This is a genomic window from Shewanella oneidensis MR-1 (genome assembly GCF_000146165.2).
GTDB lineage: Bacteria > Pseudomonadota > Gammaproteobacteria > Enterobacterales > Shewanellaceae > Shewanella > Shewanella oneidensis.
On the sequence record NC_004347.2, the window covers coordinates 371,383 to 388,317 of the forward strand.

13 protein-coding genes are annotated in these 16,935 nt (G+C 45.7%); 10 read left to right on the forward strand and 3 right to left on the reverse strand.

The features are described 5' to 3' along the window. The first annotated feature begins 620 nt into the window (after positions 1–620). The 4 genes from SO_RS01735 (at position 621) to SO_RS01750 (ending at position 5,729) form a co-directional block, all read left to right on the forward strand. Entirely contained in the window at positions 621–2,111 is a 1,491-nt protein-coding gene (locus SO_RS01735; protein ID WP_011070725.1) for a hypothetical protein, read from the forward strand. A 158-nt stretch (positions 2,112–2,269) separates the two neighbouring features. Then, on the forward strand, positions 2,270–3,151 hold the full coding sequence (locus SO_RS01740; RefSeq protein ID WP_011070726.1) for a nucleotidyltransferase family protein: 882 nt from the start codon (positions 2,270–2,272) through the stop codon (positions 3,149–3,151). Continuing rightward, positions 3,135–4,199 carry a phosphotransferase enzyme family protein gene (locus SO_RS01745; protein WP_164925592.1) on the forward strand — a complete coding sequence of 355 codons (1,065 nt, stop codon included), beginning with the start codon at positions 3,135–3,137 and terminating at the stop codon, positions 4,197–4,199. Before SO_RS01740 ends, SO_RS01745 begins: the two co-directional genes overlap by 17 nt. A gap of 105 nt (positions 4,200–4,304) precedes the next feature. Further along, a complete protein-coding gene (locus tag SO_RS01750) occupies positions 4,305–5,729 on the forward strand; it encodes an MFS transporter (protein WP_011070728.1) in 1,425 nt (474 codons plus the stop codon). Positions 5,730–5,744: 15 nt separating this feature from the next. Here SO_RS01750 and SO_RS01755 read toward each other — a convergent pair whose 3' ends face one another. Further along, complete coding sequence (locus tag SO_RS01755) at positions 5,745–6,563, reverse strand: sulfotransferase family protein (RefSeq protein ID WP_011070729.1); 819 nt, start codon at positions 6,561–6,563, stop codon at positions 5,745–5,747. A gap of 304 nt (positions 6,564–6,867) precedes the next feature. On the opposite strand from SO_RS01755, the gene SO_RS01760 reads away from it, so the two are divergent. Both SO_RS01760 and SO_RS01765 read left to right on the forward strand, forming a co-directional pair. Next, complete coding sequence (locus SO_RS01760; protein ID WP_011070730.1) at positions 6,868–7,983, forward strand: Fic family protein; 1,116 nt, start codon at positions 6,868–6,870, stop codon at positions 7,981–7,983. Between the two features lie 220 nt (positions 7,984–8,203). Next, a complete protein-coding gene (locus tag SO_RS01765) occupies positions 8,204–11,371 on the forward strand; it encodes a DUF3427 domain-containing protein (RefSeq protein ID WP_011070731.1) in 3,168 nt (1,055 codons plus the stop codon). A gap of 11 nt (positions 11,372–11,382) precedes the next feature. Here SO_RS01765 and SO_RS01770 read toward each other — a convergent pair whose 3' ends face one another. Then, positions 11,383–12,270: a LysR family transcriptional regulator gene (locus SO_RS01770; protein ID WP_011070732.1), complete on the reverse strand. Its 888-nt coding sequence runs from the start codon at positions 12,268–12,270 to the stop codon at positions 11,383–11,385. Positions 12,271–12,504: 234 nt separating this feature from the next. Here SO_RS01770 and SO_RS01775 point away from each other — a divergent pair, with 234 nt between their 5' ends. From SO_RS01775 to SO_RS01790, 4 genes are all read left to right on the forward strand, one after another. Then, complete coding sequence (locus SO_RS01775; RefSeq protein WP_011070733.1) at positions 12,505–12,996, forward strand: DMT family transporter; 492 nt, start codon at positions 12,505–12,507, stop codon at positions 12,994–12,996. A 22-nt stretch (positions 12,997–13,018) separates the two neighbouring features. Continuing rightward, positions 13,019–13,480, forward strand: coding sequence for a DMT family transporter (locus tag SO_RS01780; protein ID WP_011070734.1), 462 nt, complete (start codon positions 13,019–13,021; stop codon positions 13,478–13,480). A 179-nt stretch (positions 13,481–13,659) separates the two neighbouring features. Then, on the forward strand, positions 13,660–14,364 hold the full coding sequence (gene yjjG / locus SO_RS01785; protein ID WP_011070735.1) for a pyrimidine 5'-nucleotidase: 705 nt from the start codon (positions 13,660–13,662) through the stop codon (positions 14,362–14,364). Positions 14,365–14,773: 409 nt separating this feature from the next. Continuing rightward, the gene (locus SO_RS01790) at positions 14,774–15,742 is read left to right on the forward strand and encodes a tyrosine-type recombinase/integrase (RefSeq protein ID WP_164925593.1); all 969 of its coding nucleotides are present in this window, start codon (positions 14,774–14,776) and stop codon (positions 15,740–15,742) included. Here the strand turns inward: SO_RS01790 and SO_RS01795 are convergent. Further along, positions 15,715–16,874 (reverse strand): IS3-like element ISSod1 family transposase gene (locus SO_RS01795; RefSeq protein ID WP_141135407.1). Its coding sequence is split into 2 segments (ribosomal slippage): positions 15,715–16,625 and positions 16,625–16,874, totalling 1,161 coding nucleotides; the frame shifts between segments, so codons are not numbered across the junction. The genes SO_RS01790 and SO_RS01795 overlap by 28 nt on opposite strands. Positions 16,875–16,935 lie beyond the last annotated feature (61 nt).

Sequence of the window (16,935 nt, forward strand, 5' to 3'; positions counted from 1 at the left end):
GTTAACGCAAGAAGGGCCCAGAAAGCCGAGTATTATACAGATTTTGACCTTAAAAACGCTAGGGGTAGTTACCCGGCAATTGTAGTCTATTTGTTTGTTACGATTGTTAACGGGTCTTGTTGGTTCATTTTATTGTTTAGTGTGACTTAAAGTACTGATGCTTAAAATCAGAGGTATCTAAGGCTTAGTGAACTTGAGATTTAAGCCTAATTTAGTTTTAGCCTATTAGGGCGTGTTGACGTTTCGAGATTAAATTTTGTTCGTTCTGGCAAGCTCGTGCTCGCGAAACGAGGAATGATGTGTAGTTATTCTACTCAAATGACGAGTGACAAAGAGCAAGGGCTTGCCAGACGAACCCTTCGGGCAGCATTTGGCTGACGTTTCTGCTGCGTTATCGTCCGTTTATGTAGAATAACTACACTGCACGGACTTTGCCTTGCATAAAAGTCAGCCAAATTGCTGCAAAAATAACCCTGAAACGTCAACACGCCCTATTATCAGCATTTTTATATGTCTAGCGCCATATTGCACTGACAATTGCAGCTAAATTCGTTACGCTCATGCCTATACGGCATTTAAGGTCGTGTGCGCTTGGATTATTTCACTATAAAGGAAGGGTCGTGCTGTTAAAATCTCTTTTCTGCCTTCACGGGCGTGATTCCCGCCCCCGCTTTGTTGCTATCAGTGTTGGTGTCTATTTAGGCATTTCATTGGCTGTCGCCGCATTTGGGGCGAACTTTTTAATGTATCTTTTAGCGCTAGTGGGCCTACCTTTGCTTAGCTTAACTGCGCTGCGTCGTTTAACCGATGCGGCTAAGCCTAAGGCCTTAGTGGTGGTGCTTATTCTGCCGCTTATTGTGTTATTAGCGCTGCATATCGTGGCGGCACCGCCAGTATTGGCAATGTTAGGGTTAGTGTTGGGTGCTGGCGCAACGTTTTGGGGCGCTCGTTTTAGTTCGCCAACCTTAGTGGATTACCGTTTTGGTTATTATGGTCCGGCATTCGATACGCCAACCTCGCAGGCGATCCCTCGCCGCCGAGTTGAACCTGTGATCACGCCAAAGGCGGCCGCGGCGCAAAATGCGGCGCCTAATGCGTCAGTGGATGTTCCTGTTACTGCTCCGGTAGTGGCTGATACCCACGCAGAGCCAACCATTGCACCATCGGTGACTGCTCCAGAGCTTGAAGTACTAAGACAAGATGAGCTTCGCTTTGACGCCTTAACCAAGATGACTGCCAATCCAGCGGATTTTGTGGTGCCTGATACCGTAGTTGAAGGTCATGCCGATTTTCATCCCGCGAATAAGGGCCGAGTGGAGCAAGCCCGAATCGACATCGCCGATGTGGATCGAGTGCAGGTCAATTTACCGGACGAAGATGTTAAACGAGCGCCGCTTGATGCTGAGCAACGTGATGAGCCGGTATGGCGCTTTGATCCCAATGACGATGCTGAGGTATTTAATGATACCGAGCATGCTGAAGAAGTACGTCGTCGCCGCGCCGAAGCTAAAGAATCCGGTTCTATGACCGAATTGTTTAGGGGCGTTGCGGAGTTTTTCGCCCCTTATCGTCGTTACATTAAATTGCCTAAATTACCTAAGCTGGAACGCCGTTACTGGTTACCGGTTGGCGGCGGGGCGGGTGCGGTATTGTTAGTGCTGTTAGTGTGGGGATTATGGCCTAGTTCCGATGAGTCGCCGGCCGAAGAAGCCGTTCCTTCCGTGCCTTCAGCACCTATTGCTGCAAGCGATCGTGTGACCTTAGATCTGCCCGACGGTTTTTCGGTGGCGTTAGAGCAAGATGTGTTAATTATTCGCTGGTTGGGCGAACAGGGTAAGCCGCAAAATCTGTGGTCTATTGCCACGGCAAAGGGCGATAAGAGTTGTAGTGCATTAGTGTTTAATAATGGCACTGAATATCGCACTATCACAGTGGATTTGCTTGCCGATTCTGCAACTGAGGCGCGTTTCACGCCGCTAGATACCGCCAGTATCATTACCGATTTAGCCCGCCGTGGCAGCATTGGTTTGTGTGGCTACAAGTTCAGTTTAAAGGGCAGCCAAGCAGTTTTAGAGCCAAACCGTGCCTTTGGAACTTATTTAGCCCGTTAAATAGATAAAAAATCAGCTTAAATGCTAGTCAGGATTAGAGGGGTAGATTACACTTTTGCTCCTCTTTTTCTCCGATCTTGTGTTACATGCGCTCGCATAGCCGATGACGGCGAGGTTCGGGAAAATTTCTTTAATACGAACTGAAAACTCAATCCCACATGAATACAGATTTGACCTTAGTCATTATGGCGGCGGGGCTAGGAAGCCGTTTTGGTGGCGACAAGCAATTGGCCTCCCTTGGCCCTTCGGGCGAACCCATGTTGGTGTTATCTATTTTATCGGCTATCCGCAGTGGATTTCAGCGCGCTGTTTTAGTGATCCGCCCAGAGCTTGAGGCGGAACTTACTGGGATATTGACGCAGTTTTTACCCGCAAACTTTGAATATCACTTTTGTTACCAGTCATTAAGTGATTTGCCACAAGACGCAAAGCTTGCTGATCTCAGCCATCGTTTAAAACCTTGGGGGACAGCACATGCGCTTTGGTGTGCCCGCGATTGGGTAAAAGGGCCAATGGCGGTGATCAATGCCGATGATTTTTACGGTGACAGCGCCTTTGCCTCACTCGCGAAGGGATTAACCGCCAGACCTAACGATTGGATGATGGTGGCTTATCCTATCGAGCTGACGTTATCTGAGCATGGCGGAGTAAATCGTGGCTTATGCCAAGTTGCACAGGGGCAGTTACGCTCTGTCGCCGAGTGGTTAAATATTCAAGCGCAAGATGATGGTTTTGTTGGCGAAGGCCCAAATGGATTGGCAAAGCTTCCTCTACAGTCGCTGGTATCCATGACCTGTTGGGGCTTCTCGCCAAGCATATTTAATGTTATTAAACAGCAATTAACCGCATTTATTGAACAACAGGGCCAATTGCCGAAATCGGAATGCTATTTGCCCGCGGTGGTTCAGGCGGCAATTGAGCAAGGTGTGCCCGTCTATGTTGATGTGGCCAGCGAGCCTTGGCTCGGTGTGACCTATCCGCAGGATACTGTCTGGGTAAAGCAAAAATTAATGGAGTTATTGGGTGATAAAACTCATTAGGCAGTCAGTGTTGCCTCATTTTGGAATTGAAGCCGACGAGGCAAAAATCTCAGCGTTAGGGAATGGTCATATTAACGACACCTTATTAGTGCGTTGGCCTACGGGTGAGCTGGTTTTACAACGCATTAATACTCAAGTGTTTAAGACGCCGCAGGCGCTGGTGAGGAATGCCGATAAAATTAGCCATCATTTATGCGCCAAGGCATTACAGCAGCAATATGGTCTGCAAGTGGTCAGCCCTTGTCTTACCCAAGAGGGTGAACTTGCTATCGACTTAGGTGAGCAGGGGTTTTGGCGTGCGATCAGTTATTTACCCCATAGTTTAAGTATCGAAGTGGTGAAGTCTGAAGCGCAAGCCGAAATGGCCGCCAAGGCTTTTGGTCATTTTGCCTGTGCATTAAGTGATTTTGACGCCACTGAGCTTGAAGATGTGATCCCGCAGTTTCATCACTTGCCTGGGCGGATGGAAATGCTGCGCCAAGCGGTGCAGCAGGATAAAGCCAAACGTTTAGAGTCGTGCCGTCAATGGGTTGATTACGCGCTGTCGCAGCAGAGTTTATTGGATGAACTAGCCGAAATCTCGCCACAGTTGCCGCTGCGGATCTGCCATAACGACACTAAAATCAACAATATGCTGTTTGATAAGCGCGACATGTCGAGCATGGCGATTATCGATTTAGACACTTGCATGAAGGGTCATCTGATGTATGACTTTGGCGATATGGTGCGTACTTTCTGTTCGCCCGAGGAAGAAGATTCTACCGCCCTTGAAAATGTTAAAGTGCGCCAGTCGATCTTTGCTGCCATTTGTCGTGGCTATTTAAGTGAGCTCGCCGAGGTACTAACTGAGGTCGAAAAACGCAGCCTTTGGCTTGGGGCGCGAGTCATTTGCTTGATGATCGGCGTGCGTTTTTTAACGGATTATCTGAATGGCGACGTATATTTCCACGTGCACCGTGAGGGCCATAATCTGGATAGAGCGGCGAATCAGTTTACCTTGTATCAAAGCCTGCTCGACCAAGAGGCTGAACTTAAAGCCTGTTTCTAGTCTGCTTTCTTTTAGCAAACGCCCCGAATGGGGCGTTTTGTTTTTCGCCTATATACGACATAATCGCCCAATAAGTTTTCAAATTTCATAGGGATTTGGTTTGGAATGGGCTCCCATGTTGCACCCACTGCGTTAACTTGCGCGCGCCGTAGCGCCAGAAATCTCTGGTTAAGATGTACCCTGCGTCGCTCACAGCAGGAAGCCGTTGCCTCATCGATGATGACGGCAACCAGCGATAACTTTTTTAACGCTTACGCGATTTTTCTCGGTGCCAGTCTTGCGCAAATGGGCTTTGTGACCGGATTGCCGCAGTTATTTGGTGCGCTCTCACAGTTGGTGTCTGTTTGGTTAGCGAGCCATTTTTCCCGTCGCGGTTTTATCGTTTGCTGCGCAACTTTGCAGGCGGTTGTGGTATTGGCGATGGGCGCGTTAGCGGCCTTTCGTCCCGATCACGCTGTATGGATATTTATCGCACTTGCCGTGGGGTATCACGGTTTTATTAATCTTATCCAACCCCATTGGCGTGCGTGGATGGGGTCGATTGTACCTGAACGTCGCCGTGGTACTTTTTTTGCGGCGCGCACGCGACTCACGATGGGCGCATCCTTAAGCGTGTTCTTTATTGGTGGCGGCATTCTGACCTTTACCGATTCGCTGCAAATGGCGTGGTTGGGTTTTACGCTGCTGTTTTCGATCGCCGCCATGGGGCGTTTTGTCTCGGCTTGGTTATTACTGCAAATGCACGATCCCGAACCGCGCGCAGCCAAGCAGCGCGGCGTGTTTATCCAAACCATTCGCAATTTTCGCGGCGCATGGAAGGATAAAACCTTTCGCCAGTACAGCTTGTTTGTGGCCAGTATGCAGGCAATGGTGGCCATATCGGCGCCGTTTTTCGCCGTGTATATGCTGGAAGACCTGCACTTTAGCTACATCGAATTTGTGCTCGCGAGCGTGGCCTCGATAGCGACTCAATTTGTGACGCTAAAGTTTTGGGGGCGATTTAGCGATCAATTCGGCAATCGTTTGGTGATGATTATTACCAGTTGCATGATCCCAAGCTTGCCATTGTTATGGCTGTTTTCCGATAACTATCTGTATATTCTCCTCATTCAGGCATTTTCTGGGCTGGCGTGGAGCGGCTTTACCTTAAGTACCGCCAATTACCTTTATGATATTCGTCCCTTTCGCAGTGACTTTGCGACCTATGCAGCGCTGCAAGCGTCACTCAGTGCGGGATTCGTATTTGTGGGGGCGATGGTTGGCGGCACGATTGCCTCCCATGCGGCGGATTTTTTAGTGTGGTCGGGTTGGAATACTTGGCTCAGTAGCCCGATTTTTGTGGTGTTTTTAGTGTCGACCATACTGCGCGCATTTGTGACACTGTGGTTTATTCCGCGCTCTGTTGAACCTAAAGTCAGGCCTCGGCCGCAGTTACTGCAACTTATCTTCCGTATCCGCGGCTTTAACGCAATCTCGGGCGTGAGCCTCGACTGGTTAACTGTGGTCAAGCGTCGGAAAAATAATGATTAATCTAGAATCTAGGCTCTAGATTTTATAATCAAAGAACTTACGTTTGTCTGGCCCCGAGGCATTGGCGCTGATCTTATTCGGGTGTTTATATTCATCCCAACTGGCCACATTGCGGCCGACATTGAGCTTAGGAAAGTTCTGCTGATTTTCGGTAGCGGCTAGGCCCATAAAAGCCAATAGCTGACCGAGGGCACCTTGTTGGCTAACATCGATACAGAGTAAGTCGTGTCTGCCCGCAAAGTAGTTAACCACCTCAGTTTTATGACGTTGATAACAATCGATAAGATGTTGTTCATCCTGCGGATTTTCGACTACACCTACGCCAAAGCTATGGCGAAAGCTGCGCTTCATGATTGGGTGGAATCGACCGCTTTTGGCATCCAAATGTGGCAGCATTCGGCTGAGTAACATCTGCATCGACGGCACCCAAGAGTCTAACTCGCGCTCAATATAGACAAACTTGGCATCGGGGAAGAGTTTATCTAACTGTTTGAAATCGCTAAAACAAGGCGCATCGGAAATCGCATCTGCCTGCATAAAGGCTGCTTTAGTAAAAGCCATATGTGCCACTTTTAAGCCTTGCTCTAATAATGCCACGCTTACGCTCGTCGTCCCTGTGCGGGGCAAACCGATAAAAATAACCTTCTGTTTTTGCTCGGCAACAACCGATTCATGCTTAATTGCATTTGGCTCGATTGCACTTGGCATAATTGCATTTGGCCTGATGTCATTTGGTTTAGTTGAATCGCACTGTAGCTGATTGAGCTGCACATCTGCACGATGGTTATGCCCTTGAGAATCGGGAAGGGTGGCAATAGTTGGGTTATCAGGCATGGATTGGGCTCAGCATTGTTGTCAGCGTGGTCGCGATGGGTGTGTAAATTGGGGTTTAACATTAGCGTTTTATCAACGTTGGCAGTATATCGCAGTGCACAGGTTTTGGCAGCGCAAAGCTGGCGTTGCGTCGGTATTGCTTTGTAGAGGCAATCAACAGCATAAATCCCTTTATGTTAGAAGCATTTGGGCAAGGTGAGGCGATTACTTGTATTATTTGCCTCATTTAGTGAGGCGAATAGGTTTGTTAATTGACTCATTATGTGAGTAGAATAGGCTTGTTATTTGACTCATGGGGTAGGATATGTGGATTTGGCAGCAAGCCGATTGGCCTAAATTTCATTGGAATGCCAGCAGAGTTGATGCCCTGCTACGTCAGGTCTATTTCAATCAGGGCCAACTGCTTGGCAAGCAAATGCTAAGTCACGACGACAGCCAGTTAACATCAGCGGCGGCACTCGACACCTTACTCGCTAATATTATCCATTCCAGTGCCATTGAAGGTGAAAAGCTCAATGCGGCTTCGGTGCGCTCATCCTTGGCGAAAAAACTCGGTGTGTCCGAAGACAAACCGTATCCGACAACAGTGCAAACCGATGGTTTGGCTGACATTATGCTAGATGCCTTAAAAAATTTAGATACAGAGTTAACCCTTGAGCGGATATTAGGTTGGCATAAACAGTTATTTCTCCAGGGTTATACGCTGTTTAACCCCGTTATTGGTGGAGCGCTGCGTGGCGATACACCTATGCAGGTTGTCTCTGGCCGGATTGATAAACCAACGGTGCATTTTGAGGCCCCCTCTCGAGCGACTTTGGACGCTGAACTATCGCAGTTTATCGAATGGTTTAATGCATCAAGGCAAGATCTGGGTTTAGATCCGCTTATCCGCGCGGCGATAACTCACCTTTGGTTTGTGACTCTGCATCCGCTTGATGATGGTAATGGGCGCATCACGCGTTTATTGACCGATTTAGCTTTGGCGCAAGCGGAAAAACGCTCGATTCGTTTTTACGCTATGTCGGTCAGTATTCTTGCGCGTCGCCAAGCCTACTATGACATTTTAGAGTCCACTCAAAGGGGCGATGTCGATATTACTCCTTGGTTAGTATGGTTTTTTGAAATCCTCAATGATTGTTTACTCAATGCGATGGCAGATGTGAACAAGACTCTGCGGAAAACGCAGTATTGGCAAAATGTCGATCAATCCTTATTGAGTCAAGATCAAGCCAAAGTGCTCAATCGGATGTTAGATGGCGATTTTGAATTAGGGATGAATAGTAGCCAGTATCAAAAAGTCGCTAAGGTGAGCCGCGCCACCGCCACCCGTCACCTTGCGCAAATGGTCGAACAAGGCTTTTTAGTAAAAGCCGACGCCGGCGGCCGAAGTACGAGGTACTTATTGCCGAGTGGGCAGTAGAGGCTAGTTTACCTTTGTGGGGAGGAATACTCATTTGCCGAACATCTTTCCCGTGTGTAATTACGGCCTATGTCGTAAGTAATCGATTAGTTTAAAGCCTAGGCTGTATTAACTCCCTATCGAAAAAGACAAAACCATTCTACAAATCGCAATTTGAATCAAATTGTTATGTGATATATTCGCTACAACTTTGATTGTTAGTCTTGGGGCATATCTGGCTATGGAACAGGTCGGGATTTACGAAAAGCTTATTACTCAACTCATTGAGCAGCGTTTAGATAAGGACATATTTTTTGTTGGAGAAAGGAAGCTAGAGGTTGCTGAGGCAAGTGTCTGGCTTTCGCGTTTTCTGACCAAAGTAATTGAATATGTGATTAATTCTGTTCCTGCAGATGAAAACCAAGTTATCAATCAAATCAGTTTGGCTAATCGGTTAGTGATGTGGCTCAAAGAGCACATTAACGATGATGATTTTATTGATGAAAATCTCATTGATAGCCAAGGTCGGATACTCACGGCTCTTTTTAACAAACAAAACCCGATAGCGACTGATTTACCTAAATATACGGCCGCTATATTTCCATTAACGGGGCTCTCTCAGAGTGAGCTCTTTTGCGGGAGTAATGCGGGATTATCACTTGAAAGTGAGCTTAAACGTGAGATCCGCTCATCAGATAAAATCTATTGGCTGGTGTCATTTATCAAGTGGGCGGGGATTCGCATCTTTAAGCATGAACTTGAGGAATTTACACGCAGTGGTAAAGAGTTACGCATCATCACGACATCGTATATGGGCGCGACTGATGCTAAAGCTGTCGAGTTTCTAGCCTGCTTACCCAATACCCAAGTCAAATTAAGTTACAACACTAAACGTGAAAGGCTGCATGCAAAGTCCTATTTATTCCTACGAAATACGGGTTTTCATACTGGTTATATCGGTTCTTCAAATTTATCGCATTCTGCATTAACCAGCGGGCTTGAGTGGAACCTTAAGATCACCACCCAAGAAATTCCCCACATTATTGATAAATCACTCAGTACCTTTGAAACTTACTGGGAATCGAACGAATTTGAGCTTTTTAGCGGTGATGCGAGCAGTAAAGAAAAGTTAAACAATGCGCTCAAAGAAGCGAAAGGCAGTAGCACTGAACCGAGCTCATTTCATTTTGACATTAAGCCGTTTGCGCATCAGCGAGAAATCCTCGAACAGCTTGCAGTAGAGCGAAGCGTTCATGGTCGTTTTAAAAATCTCATCGTCGCGGCCACAGGCACGGGCAAGACTATTATATCTGCGTTCGATTTCGCGCGATTTTATAAACAACATCCAGAAGCCAATTTTCTATTTGTTGCCCATAGGCAAGAAATATTACAGCAAGCCCTCGGCGCTTATCGCGGTGTGTTAAAGAACAATCAATTTGGCGAGCTATGGGTGGCAGAGCATACACCAAATAGTTACAAGCACTTATTTGCATCTATTCAAAGCTTGAATCTGCAACTTGATAACCTGCCATTAGCGGCTGATTTTTATGATTATATTGTGATTGATGAAGTCCATCACGTTGCTGCGAGTAGTTACCGAGGACTATTAGAGCATTTTGAGCCAACTATTTTAGTTGGGCTCACTGCAACCCCTGAACGGCATGATGGTGTCGATATTTTGGCTGACTTCTGCGGTGTGATTGCCGCAGAAATACGTTTACCCGAAGCCATCAATCAACGGCATTTATGCCCATTTCAATATTTTGCGATCGATGATGAGACAGATCTTCGCAACTTAAATTGGAGTCGTGGCCGATATGACGTTGCTGAACTGAGTAATTTATACACTCATAATGATCAGCGTGTGACGCGTATTATTCGCAGCCTAGCTGAAACCGTAACTGATATAGACAGTATTAAGGCGTTAGCCTTTTGCGTCAGTAGGGAACACGCCGAGTATATGGCGAAAAAGTTCAATTTATCGGGGATTAGCGCCGATGTGCTGACCAGCGATAATAGTGAAGAGCGCCACGAAAAGCGGCAGAGCTTAGTTAGTGGCAAATTATCCATTTTGTGTGTGGTGGATATTTTCAACGAAGGTGTCGACATCCCAGAGGTGGATACTTTGTTATTTTTACGGCCAACGGAAAGTTTGACCATATTCCTGCAGCAACTTGGGCGAGGTTTGCGTCTTACTGATGATAAACAGTGCTGTACGATATTAGATTTTGTTGGCAATTCACGTGATGAATATGATTTTTCACAGAAATTTAGAGCGTTAGTCGGTAAAACCAATCAGTCGATTAAAGATGAAATTCTCAATGATTTTCCGCATCTACCATTAGGGTGCCGAATTGAACTTGAGGAGAAAGCGCAGTCGATGATTTTGCGTAATATTAGCCGCGCAACGCTCAATGCCAATCGATTAACTAGTCTAATGGCAAACTTTAAACATCAAACTGACTTGCCGCTCACGTTAGGCAACTTTTTACGCATGAACCCGCAAGTGAGTCTTGAAGACATTTATCGCATAAAGATTAATGGCCAAAGTGGATGGACCTTATTAGCCGAGGCCGTACAGGGAAATAAGATTGCAGAGCCTGCAGTTCAGCCTGATTTAGCCAAGGCTTATTATCGCGCGATTAACTTCCACTTACTCAGTTGTACTTCAATATCCTATTTAATCTTTATCAAACAGTTATGCCAAAATGATTTTGTCTTTAATGGGTTGGATCCTATTCAAAATCAGTTTGCTTTGATGTGTCATTACAACTTTTGGGATAAGTCAGGAGCGGCTTTAAACGTTAACAGTTTAGCGGCTAGCTTGCAGATGTTACGCAATAAACCGTTACAGGAAGAATTGTTGTCTGTATTGGTTATATTGATTAACCGAATACATCATCAAGAAATGGATTTGGAATTACTCCAACCCACAGCGTTGAAAGTGCACTCTCGTTATACTCGTGAGCAAATTTTAGCGGCGATGGGTGCAAGCACATTTGCAGCTAAATCGCCTTCAAGGGAAGGTGTGCTTGCGATTAGTGAGCAAAACCTTGAGTGTTTATTTGTGACGTTAAATAAATCAGAGAAGCAGTTTTCACCGACAACCATGTATCACGACTATGCGATTAGTGAGCATCTATTCCACTGGCAATCGCAAAATAGTGCACGGCCAGAACGTGGTCGAGGTCTGAGTTATATTGAGCAACAAAAGCTGGGGAAAACCGTGTTGTTGTTTGTTCGAGAGCAGTCAAAAGATGGAAATGGCCGCACTATGGGATTTGTGAATTTTGGCAAAGTACATTATGTCAGCCATAACGGTTCACAACCCATGAATGTTACATGGCGATTAGAACAGCCAATCCCTGATGTAATGTGGCATGACGCGGCTAAACTGGCAGTGGGTTAAATATTATTTTCCTAGTATTGTCCTAACTTCGCCATCAAAAACTCAATCAATACCGTCACTTTGGTCGGTTGGTATTTTCGCTGTGGATACACGGCGTAAATGCCATGTTCGGGTAGCGGATAGTCTGTAAGTAACGCCTGTAAATGTCCGGTTTGCAGATCCGGCTCAACAATAAAACGTGGTAGGTTGGCGATGCCGAGACCATCGAGACAGGCCTGATTGATTGCATCACTATTATTGACCTGATAGTTGCCTTTGGGCTGAACACGTTGCATGCCATCGGGACTGTGGAAACTCCATTCCACACCATCTTGAAAGTAACTGTAAAACAAGCAGTTATGCTGAGTTAACTCGCAGGGCGTCATGGGTAAACCGTGCTGAGTTAGATACGCGGGGGACGCGCAAATCACGCTCAAACAAGGGGCAATTTTGCGAGCGATAAGGCTGGAGTCGGGCAGTTCGCCGATACGAATGGCTAAATCAAAGCCGCCTGCGATTAAATCTGTGATCTTGTCATCCATCTGCATTTGCAGCTGGATATCGGGGTAACGTTTTAAAAACTCGGCTATTAAAGGTGCAATATACAAGCGGCCAAACACCATAGGTACTGAAATCCGCAAATTGCCTCTAGGTGTTTGCTGCAATTCGGAGATGGCATCTAATCCTTCTTGGGTGAGCTGCACCGCTGGGCGAATGTACTCGAAATAGCGCGCGCCAGCGTCGGTTAGGCTCAAGCTGCGGGTGGTGCGTTGTAATAGTTGAATCCCTAAGTGCTGCTCTAACTGACTGATACGTTTACTAATCGCCGATTTACTGAGTCCAAGCTTTTGTCCTGCCAATGAAAAGCTACCGCATTCGACCACAGTGACAAAAATGGGCAGAGCTGAAAAATGTTCCATGCAGGGCTTCCTTTATAAAACGATGTAGTAACAGCCGAGACTCGGCTGTAGGTATCTTATAACTTTAAGTTGAGTCTGAGGGGATTTAGAGCTTCACTTGCATCTTGCTTAAAGCGGAAATCATCAATGTTAATTGTTAGCTATAACTCAACAATAAGTTTCTATTACGGTGGATTATAAAGCATAAACTATCACTGTAGACTATTTTGCAACAAAAGTGGATGGACTGTTTTGATGCAAGTGTCAAACAAACTGACCTTATTGATGTCCTTTGTGGCGCTCTGTTCCGGCGTTTTACTGGCATTAATGATTAAACTCAATAGCCAGCTTGCTATGTATAGCTCACCGCTTTGGGCATCTTGGATGGCTCATGGTATTGGGGCAATAACGGTATTGTTGATGCTGTTTTTACTGAGAAAAATGCTGATGGGTAAAGAAGCCAAGTCGGCTTTGAATGCCGATGCGAATCTATCACGGTTACCTTGGTGGGCGTATTTAGGTGGTGTTCCTGGTGCTGCGACGGTTGTGTTGGCAGCTGTCACAGTCAACAGTGAATTAGCCTTGGCTGGCACCTTAGCATTGATGCTTGTGGGGCAGTTAATCTTGAGCTGTATATTCGACTGTTGCGGTTATTTCGGTGTCGTTAAGCGGCGCATTCGATTCACGGAAGTCATTGCTATGGTAATGATTTTGTTGGGAGCCATGTTAGTGATTTATTCACACTAGCTGGTGTATCAGGGGAAATTGAATGGAATTGATGGTACTTATCGCACTGCTTAATGGCGGTTTAATTGCCTTAAGCCGAACCTTTAATGGTGCTTTGGCAAAACATAGCCATGCGTTAATCGCATCTTGCTGTAATCATATTGTGGGATTTGTATTGTTGAGTGCGTGGATAATTTGCCTAGAGAATGGTGCAAATCAGTTACAAGGGCAGCCGCCAGTGTATTTGTACCTTGGTGGAGTCATTGGTGCTTTATTTGTCGTGCTAAATAGTTGGGCATTGCCATCGTTAGGGGTGATGCGTTGTACTTTACTCGTGATATGTGGGCAGATGCTGACAGGCGTTGTGCTGGATATAATATCTAGCGCTAACGGCATTCATTGGGCGTCGCTCGTTGGAGTATGTTTGATGTTAGCGGGTGTCGTGTTCCTTAATCGGTTGAAGCAACCTACGCCGCAGGTAAAGCACGCGAATTGCTCGTTGTGATATGGCGTTAATTGCCGTTCAATCTCATCATCTTGTATCGAGCTGGTTGCTTAGTTATCTACGATACGCGAGAACTTAGTCTAGGTTGCGATTGGCAGTTGTGTTGATCATTTTGGGGTTTGTAGCATAGTTATTTTCGTGCTTATTAATTGATTCCGTTTGTTATTGGGAGTGTTATTTTGTCCTCAAACCAAACCTATTCCTCGGCCACACCCTATGCTTGGGTGCTTTTCGACGCCGATGAAACGCTATTTTATTTCGATGCCTTTGAAGGACTAACCTTGATGTTTGCTGGCTTTGGTGTTGAGTTTACTCAGGCCGATTTTGAGGAATACCAAAGGGTAAATAAACCGCTTTGGGTTGCTTATCAGGATGGCAATATCAGCGCCGCCGAGCTGCAAACTGTCCGTTTTGAGCCTTGGTCGGCAAAGCTTAACGTGTCGCCACAAATCTTAAACAGTGCATTTTTAACTGCCATGGCTGAGATTTGTGCGCCGCTGCCTGGGGCGCGCGAATTGCTCTCGGCGCTGCATGGTAAGGCTAAACTGGGGATTATCACTAATGGCTTTACTGAGTTGCAGACGGTGCGTTTACAGCGAACAGGCTTGCAGCATCATTTTGATATTTTAGTGATTTCAGAAAAAGTCGGCATCGCCAAACCCGATGTGGGTATTTTTGAGCATGCGCTTGAGTTAATGGGGCGGCCAGCGCGTGAGCAAGTATTAATGGTGGGTGATAACCCGCATTCCGATATCCAAGGTGGTATCAATGCTGGTATTCATACTTGCTGGTACAACGTCCATGGCCATGCTGCGCCTGCGGGGATCACCCCACATTATCAAGTGAGCTCGCACCAAGAGCTGCAGCAGATACTGGGGCTTTAATACCAATCGTATTAAATATCTGTTCATTCAGCGGGAGTTAAACGGGCTTTAGACAAGGCGAAGGCTTGAAGGCATAGTGGCGCTCTGTCGAAAGCCTTAAACGCAGTATAAAGCACGTTCAACCCCGCCCTTCGGGAGCCTCACAGGCATCTCACTCCTGTGTTACATTGACTTAAAAGGGAATAACCATTTCTTCGTCAATGCGCCTTGGATTGAGATGCCTGTGAGGCTCTGAACTGATTAGATATTTAATGTGATTGGTATAAGGCGATATTCGGGATACATATGGGGGGCATATAATGCGAAAAGGGGCTAACCCTTGTAGGTTAACCCCTTTTCTAACAATCACTTAATCGAAAAGATTAGTTCATGCCGTATTATCTGTTTCTATGTTTTTAATTGATTTCTCTTGATTCTGTTTGAAAAAATAATCCTTATTTATCAATTGTTAATGTCGTTTTTGGTTTTTAATGGTCTTGGGTTGTTTTGGTTCTTATGGTTAAATGGGGGTACATATGGGGGTCATGGAATTTTCCCGAATTTAACCGTTAGTGAGCAAAAAAACATGCTTTTTGAAAAGTCCTTACGTGCATATCATGGCAAGCCCCAAGATAAAACTTTAACTCTCTCTGATGGAAAAGGGTTAGGGGTTAGAGTCTCTGTTACTGGAAAAATGAGATTCCAGTTTCGTTACAAGATTAAGGGGCAAAACAAGCGTATAGATTTGGGAGATTACCCAGATTTATCACTTAGGCAGGCTCGGGATGTTATGGAAGAATGTCGAACATGGCTTGCTCAAGGGTTCGATCCGAAAATCAGAAGAGATATGGCACGACAAGAGTCTTTAGTTCCTGTGACAGTTAAACAGGCTTTAGATTACTGGATCAAAGAATACGTAGAAGATAATCGTGCAACCCCTGATGCAGTCAGGTTGCAATTTGCAAAGCATATATATCCATATATTGGTAATTACTCACTTGTTGACACTGAAACCCGTCATTGGATTGAGTGCTTTGATCGGATAAGAAGAGGTGACGTTAAATTAGGTCAAAAGGCATGCCCATACACGGCTGGTTCAGTACTCCAGAGCGCGAAACAAGCGTTAAAGTTTTGTCGTGTTCGACGTTACGCGATTAGCCATGCCCTAGATGATTTGACTAGAGCCGATGTTGGTACAAAGCAGAATGAAGGCGATAGAATCTTATCTGATATGGAGCTTCGAGAGTTACTCAATCACATAAATGGCCGGAAAATGTCATTTTACCTACGTTGTTTATGCAGGTTTTTAATCATTTATGGCGCGAGAACTGGAGAAGTTCGGCTTTCAAAATTTGATGAGTGGTGTACTGGTCAACCCAAACTGGACACTTTTACTTGAGAATTCTCAAACTCTACAGGTGACAGATCGTTATTAGCAGAATGAAGTCGCTCCAAGTTGTAATATTTGATGTAAGCCGTCACATCTTGCTTCATAAACTCCCTTGTTGGTTGAGCAACTTTAAAAATCCAATCGTGTTTCAAGCTACCAAAGAATCGCTCAACAACGGCATTATCCCAACACGCACCCACATCACCCATGCTGGCTCGGATACCATAGCTCGATAGCAGCCTACCGAATTGTTTACTGGTATATTGCGAGCCTCGGTCACTGTGAAATACCAGCCCTCGCGCTGGTTGTCGCAGGTTGTAGGCTTTTATTAATGCCTTGGATATCAAATCTGTGGTCATGCGTTTGTCTATGCGCCATCCCACAATCCGGCGTGAATATAAATCCATCACCACAGCTAAGTACATCCAGCCTTCACCCGTCTTTAAATAGGTCACGTCACCCGCCCAGACCTGATTAGCCGATACTGGATTAAAGTTCATGTTTAACAGGTTATCAGCCACTGCATCTGAGTGTTTTCGCTGTGTCGTCACCTTGTAAGCACATCGCTGGGTTGCTTTGAGTCGAAGGCGGTGCATAATTTTACGAACGAGATAGCGACCAACCTGGTAGCCTTCCTTGCGCAATTTCTTCACCATTTCACGATTCCCTAAGCTGCCTCGACTTTGCTTAAATAGCTGTCGAACAAGGCGATAAAGCTTCAGTGTTTCAACGCTTATCACGTTTGCAGGGCGTTTATGCCAATCGTAATAGCCTGACTTACTGACACTCATTACTCGACATAACAGTGTTATGGGAAACAGGTGAGATTGCAGTTTGATGAAACGAAATCTTACTTCATTTCTCTCGCAAAGAAGGCGCTTGCCTTTTTTAGAATTTCTTTCTCCATGCGTAATTCTTTGTTTTCTCTACGCAATCGCTTCAACTCATCACGCTCAGACTCTTCTAAGGTGATGCCTTGTTGCAGGGCTTCGTGTTTTTCCTTCCAGTTGTAAAGCAGGCTCGTGCTAACTCCAAGAGACTTTGCCGCATCGGCAACGCTATAACCTTGCTCCAGCACCATCAAGACGGCTTCATCTTTAAATGCCTGCGGATAACTCTTATGTGATTTTTTCAGACTCATATAGACCTCTTAATTTATTGACCATACTGTCTCAAAATTAAGTGTCCGATGGGATTAGACC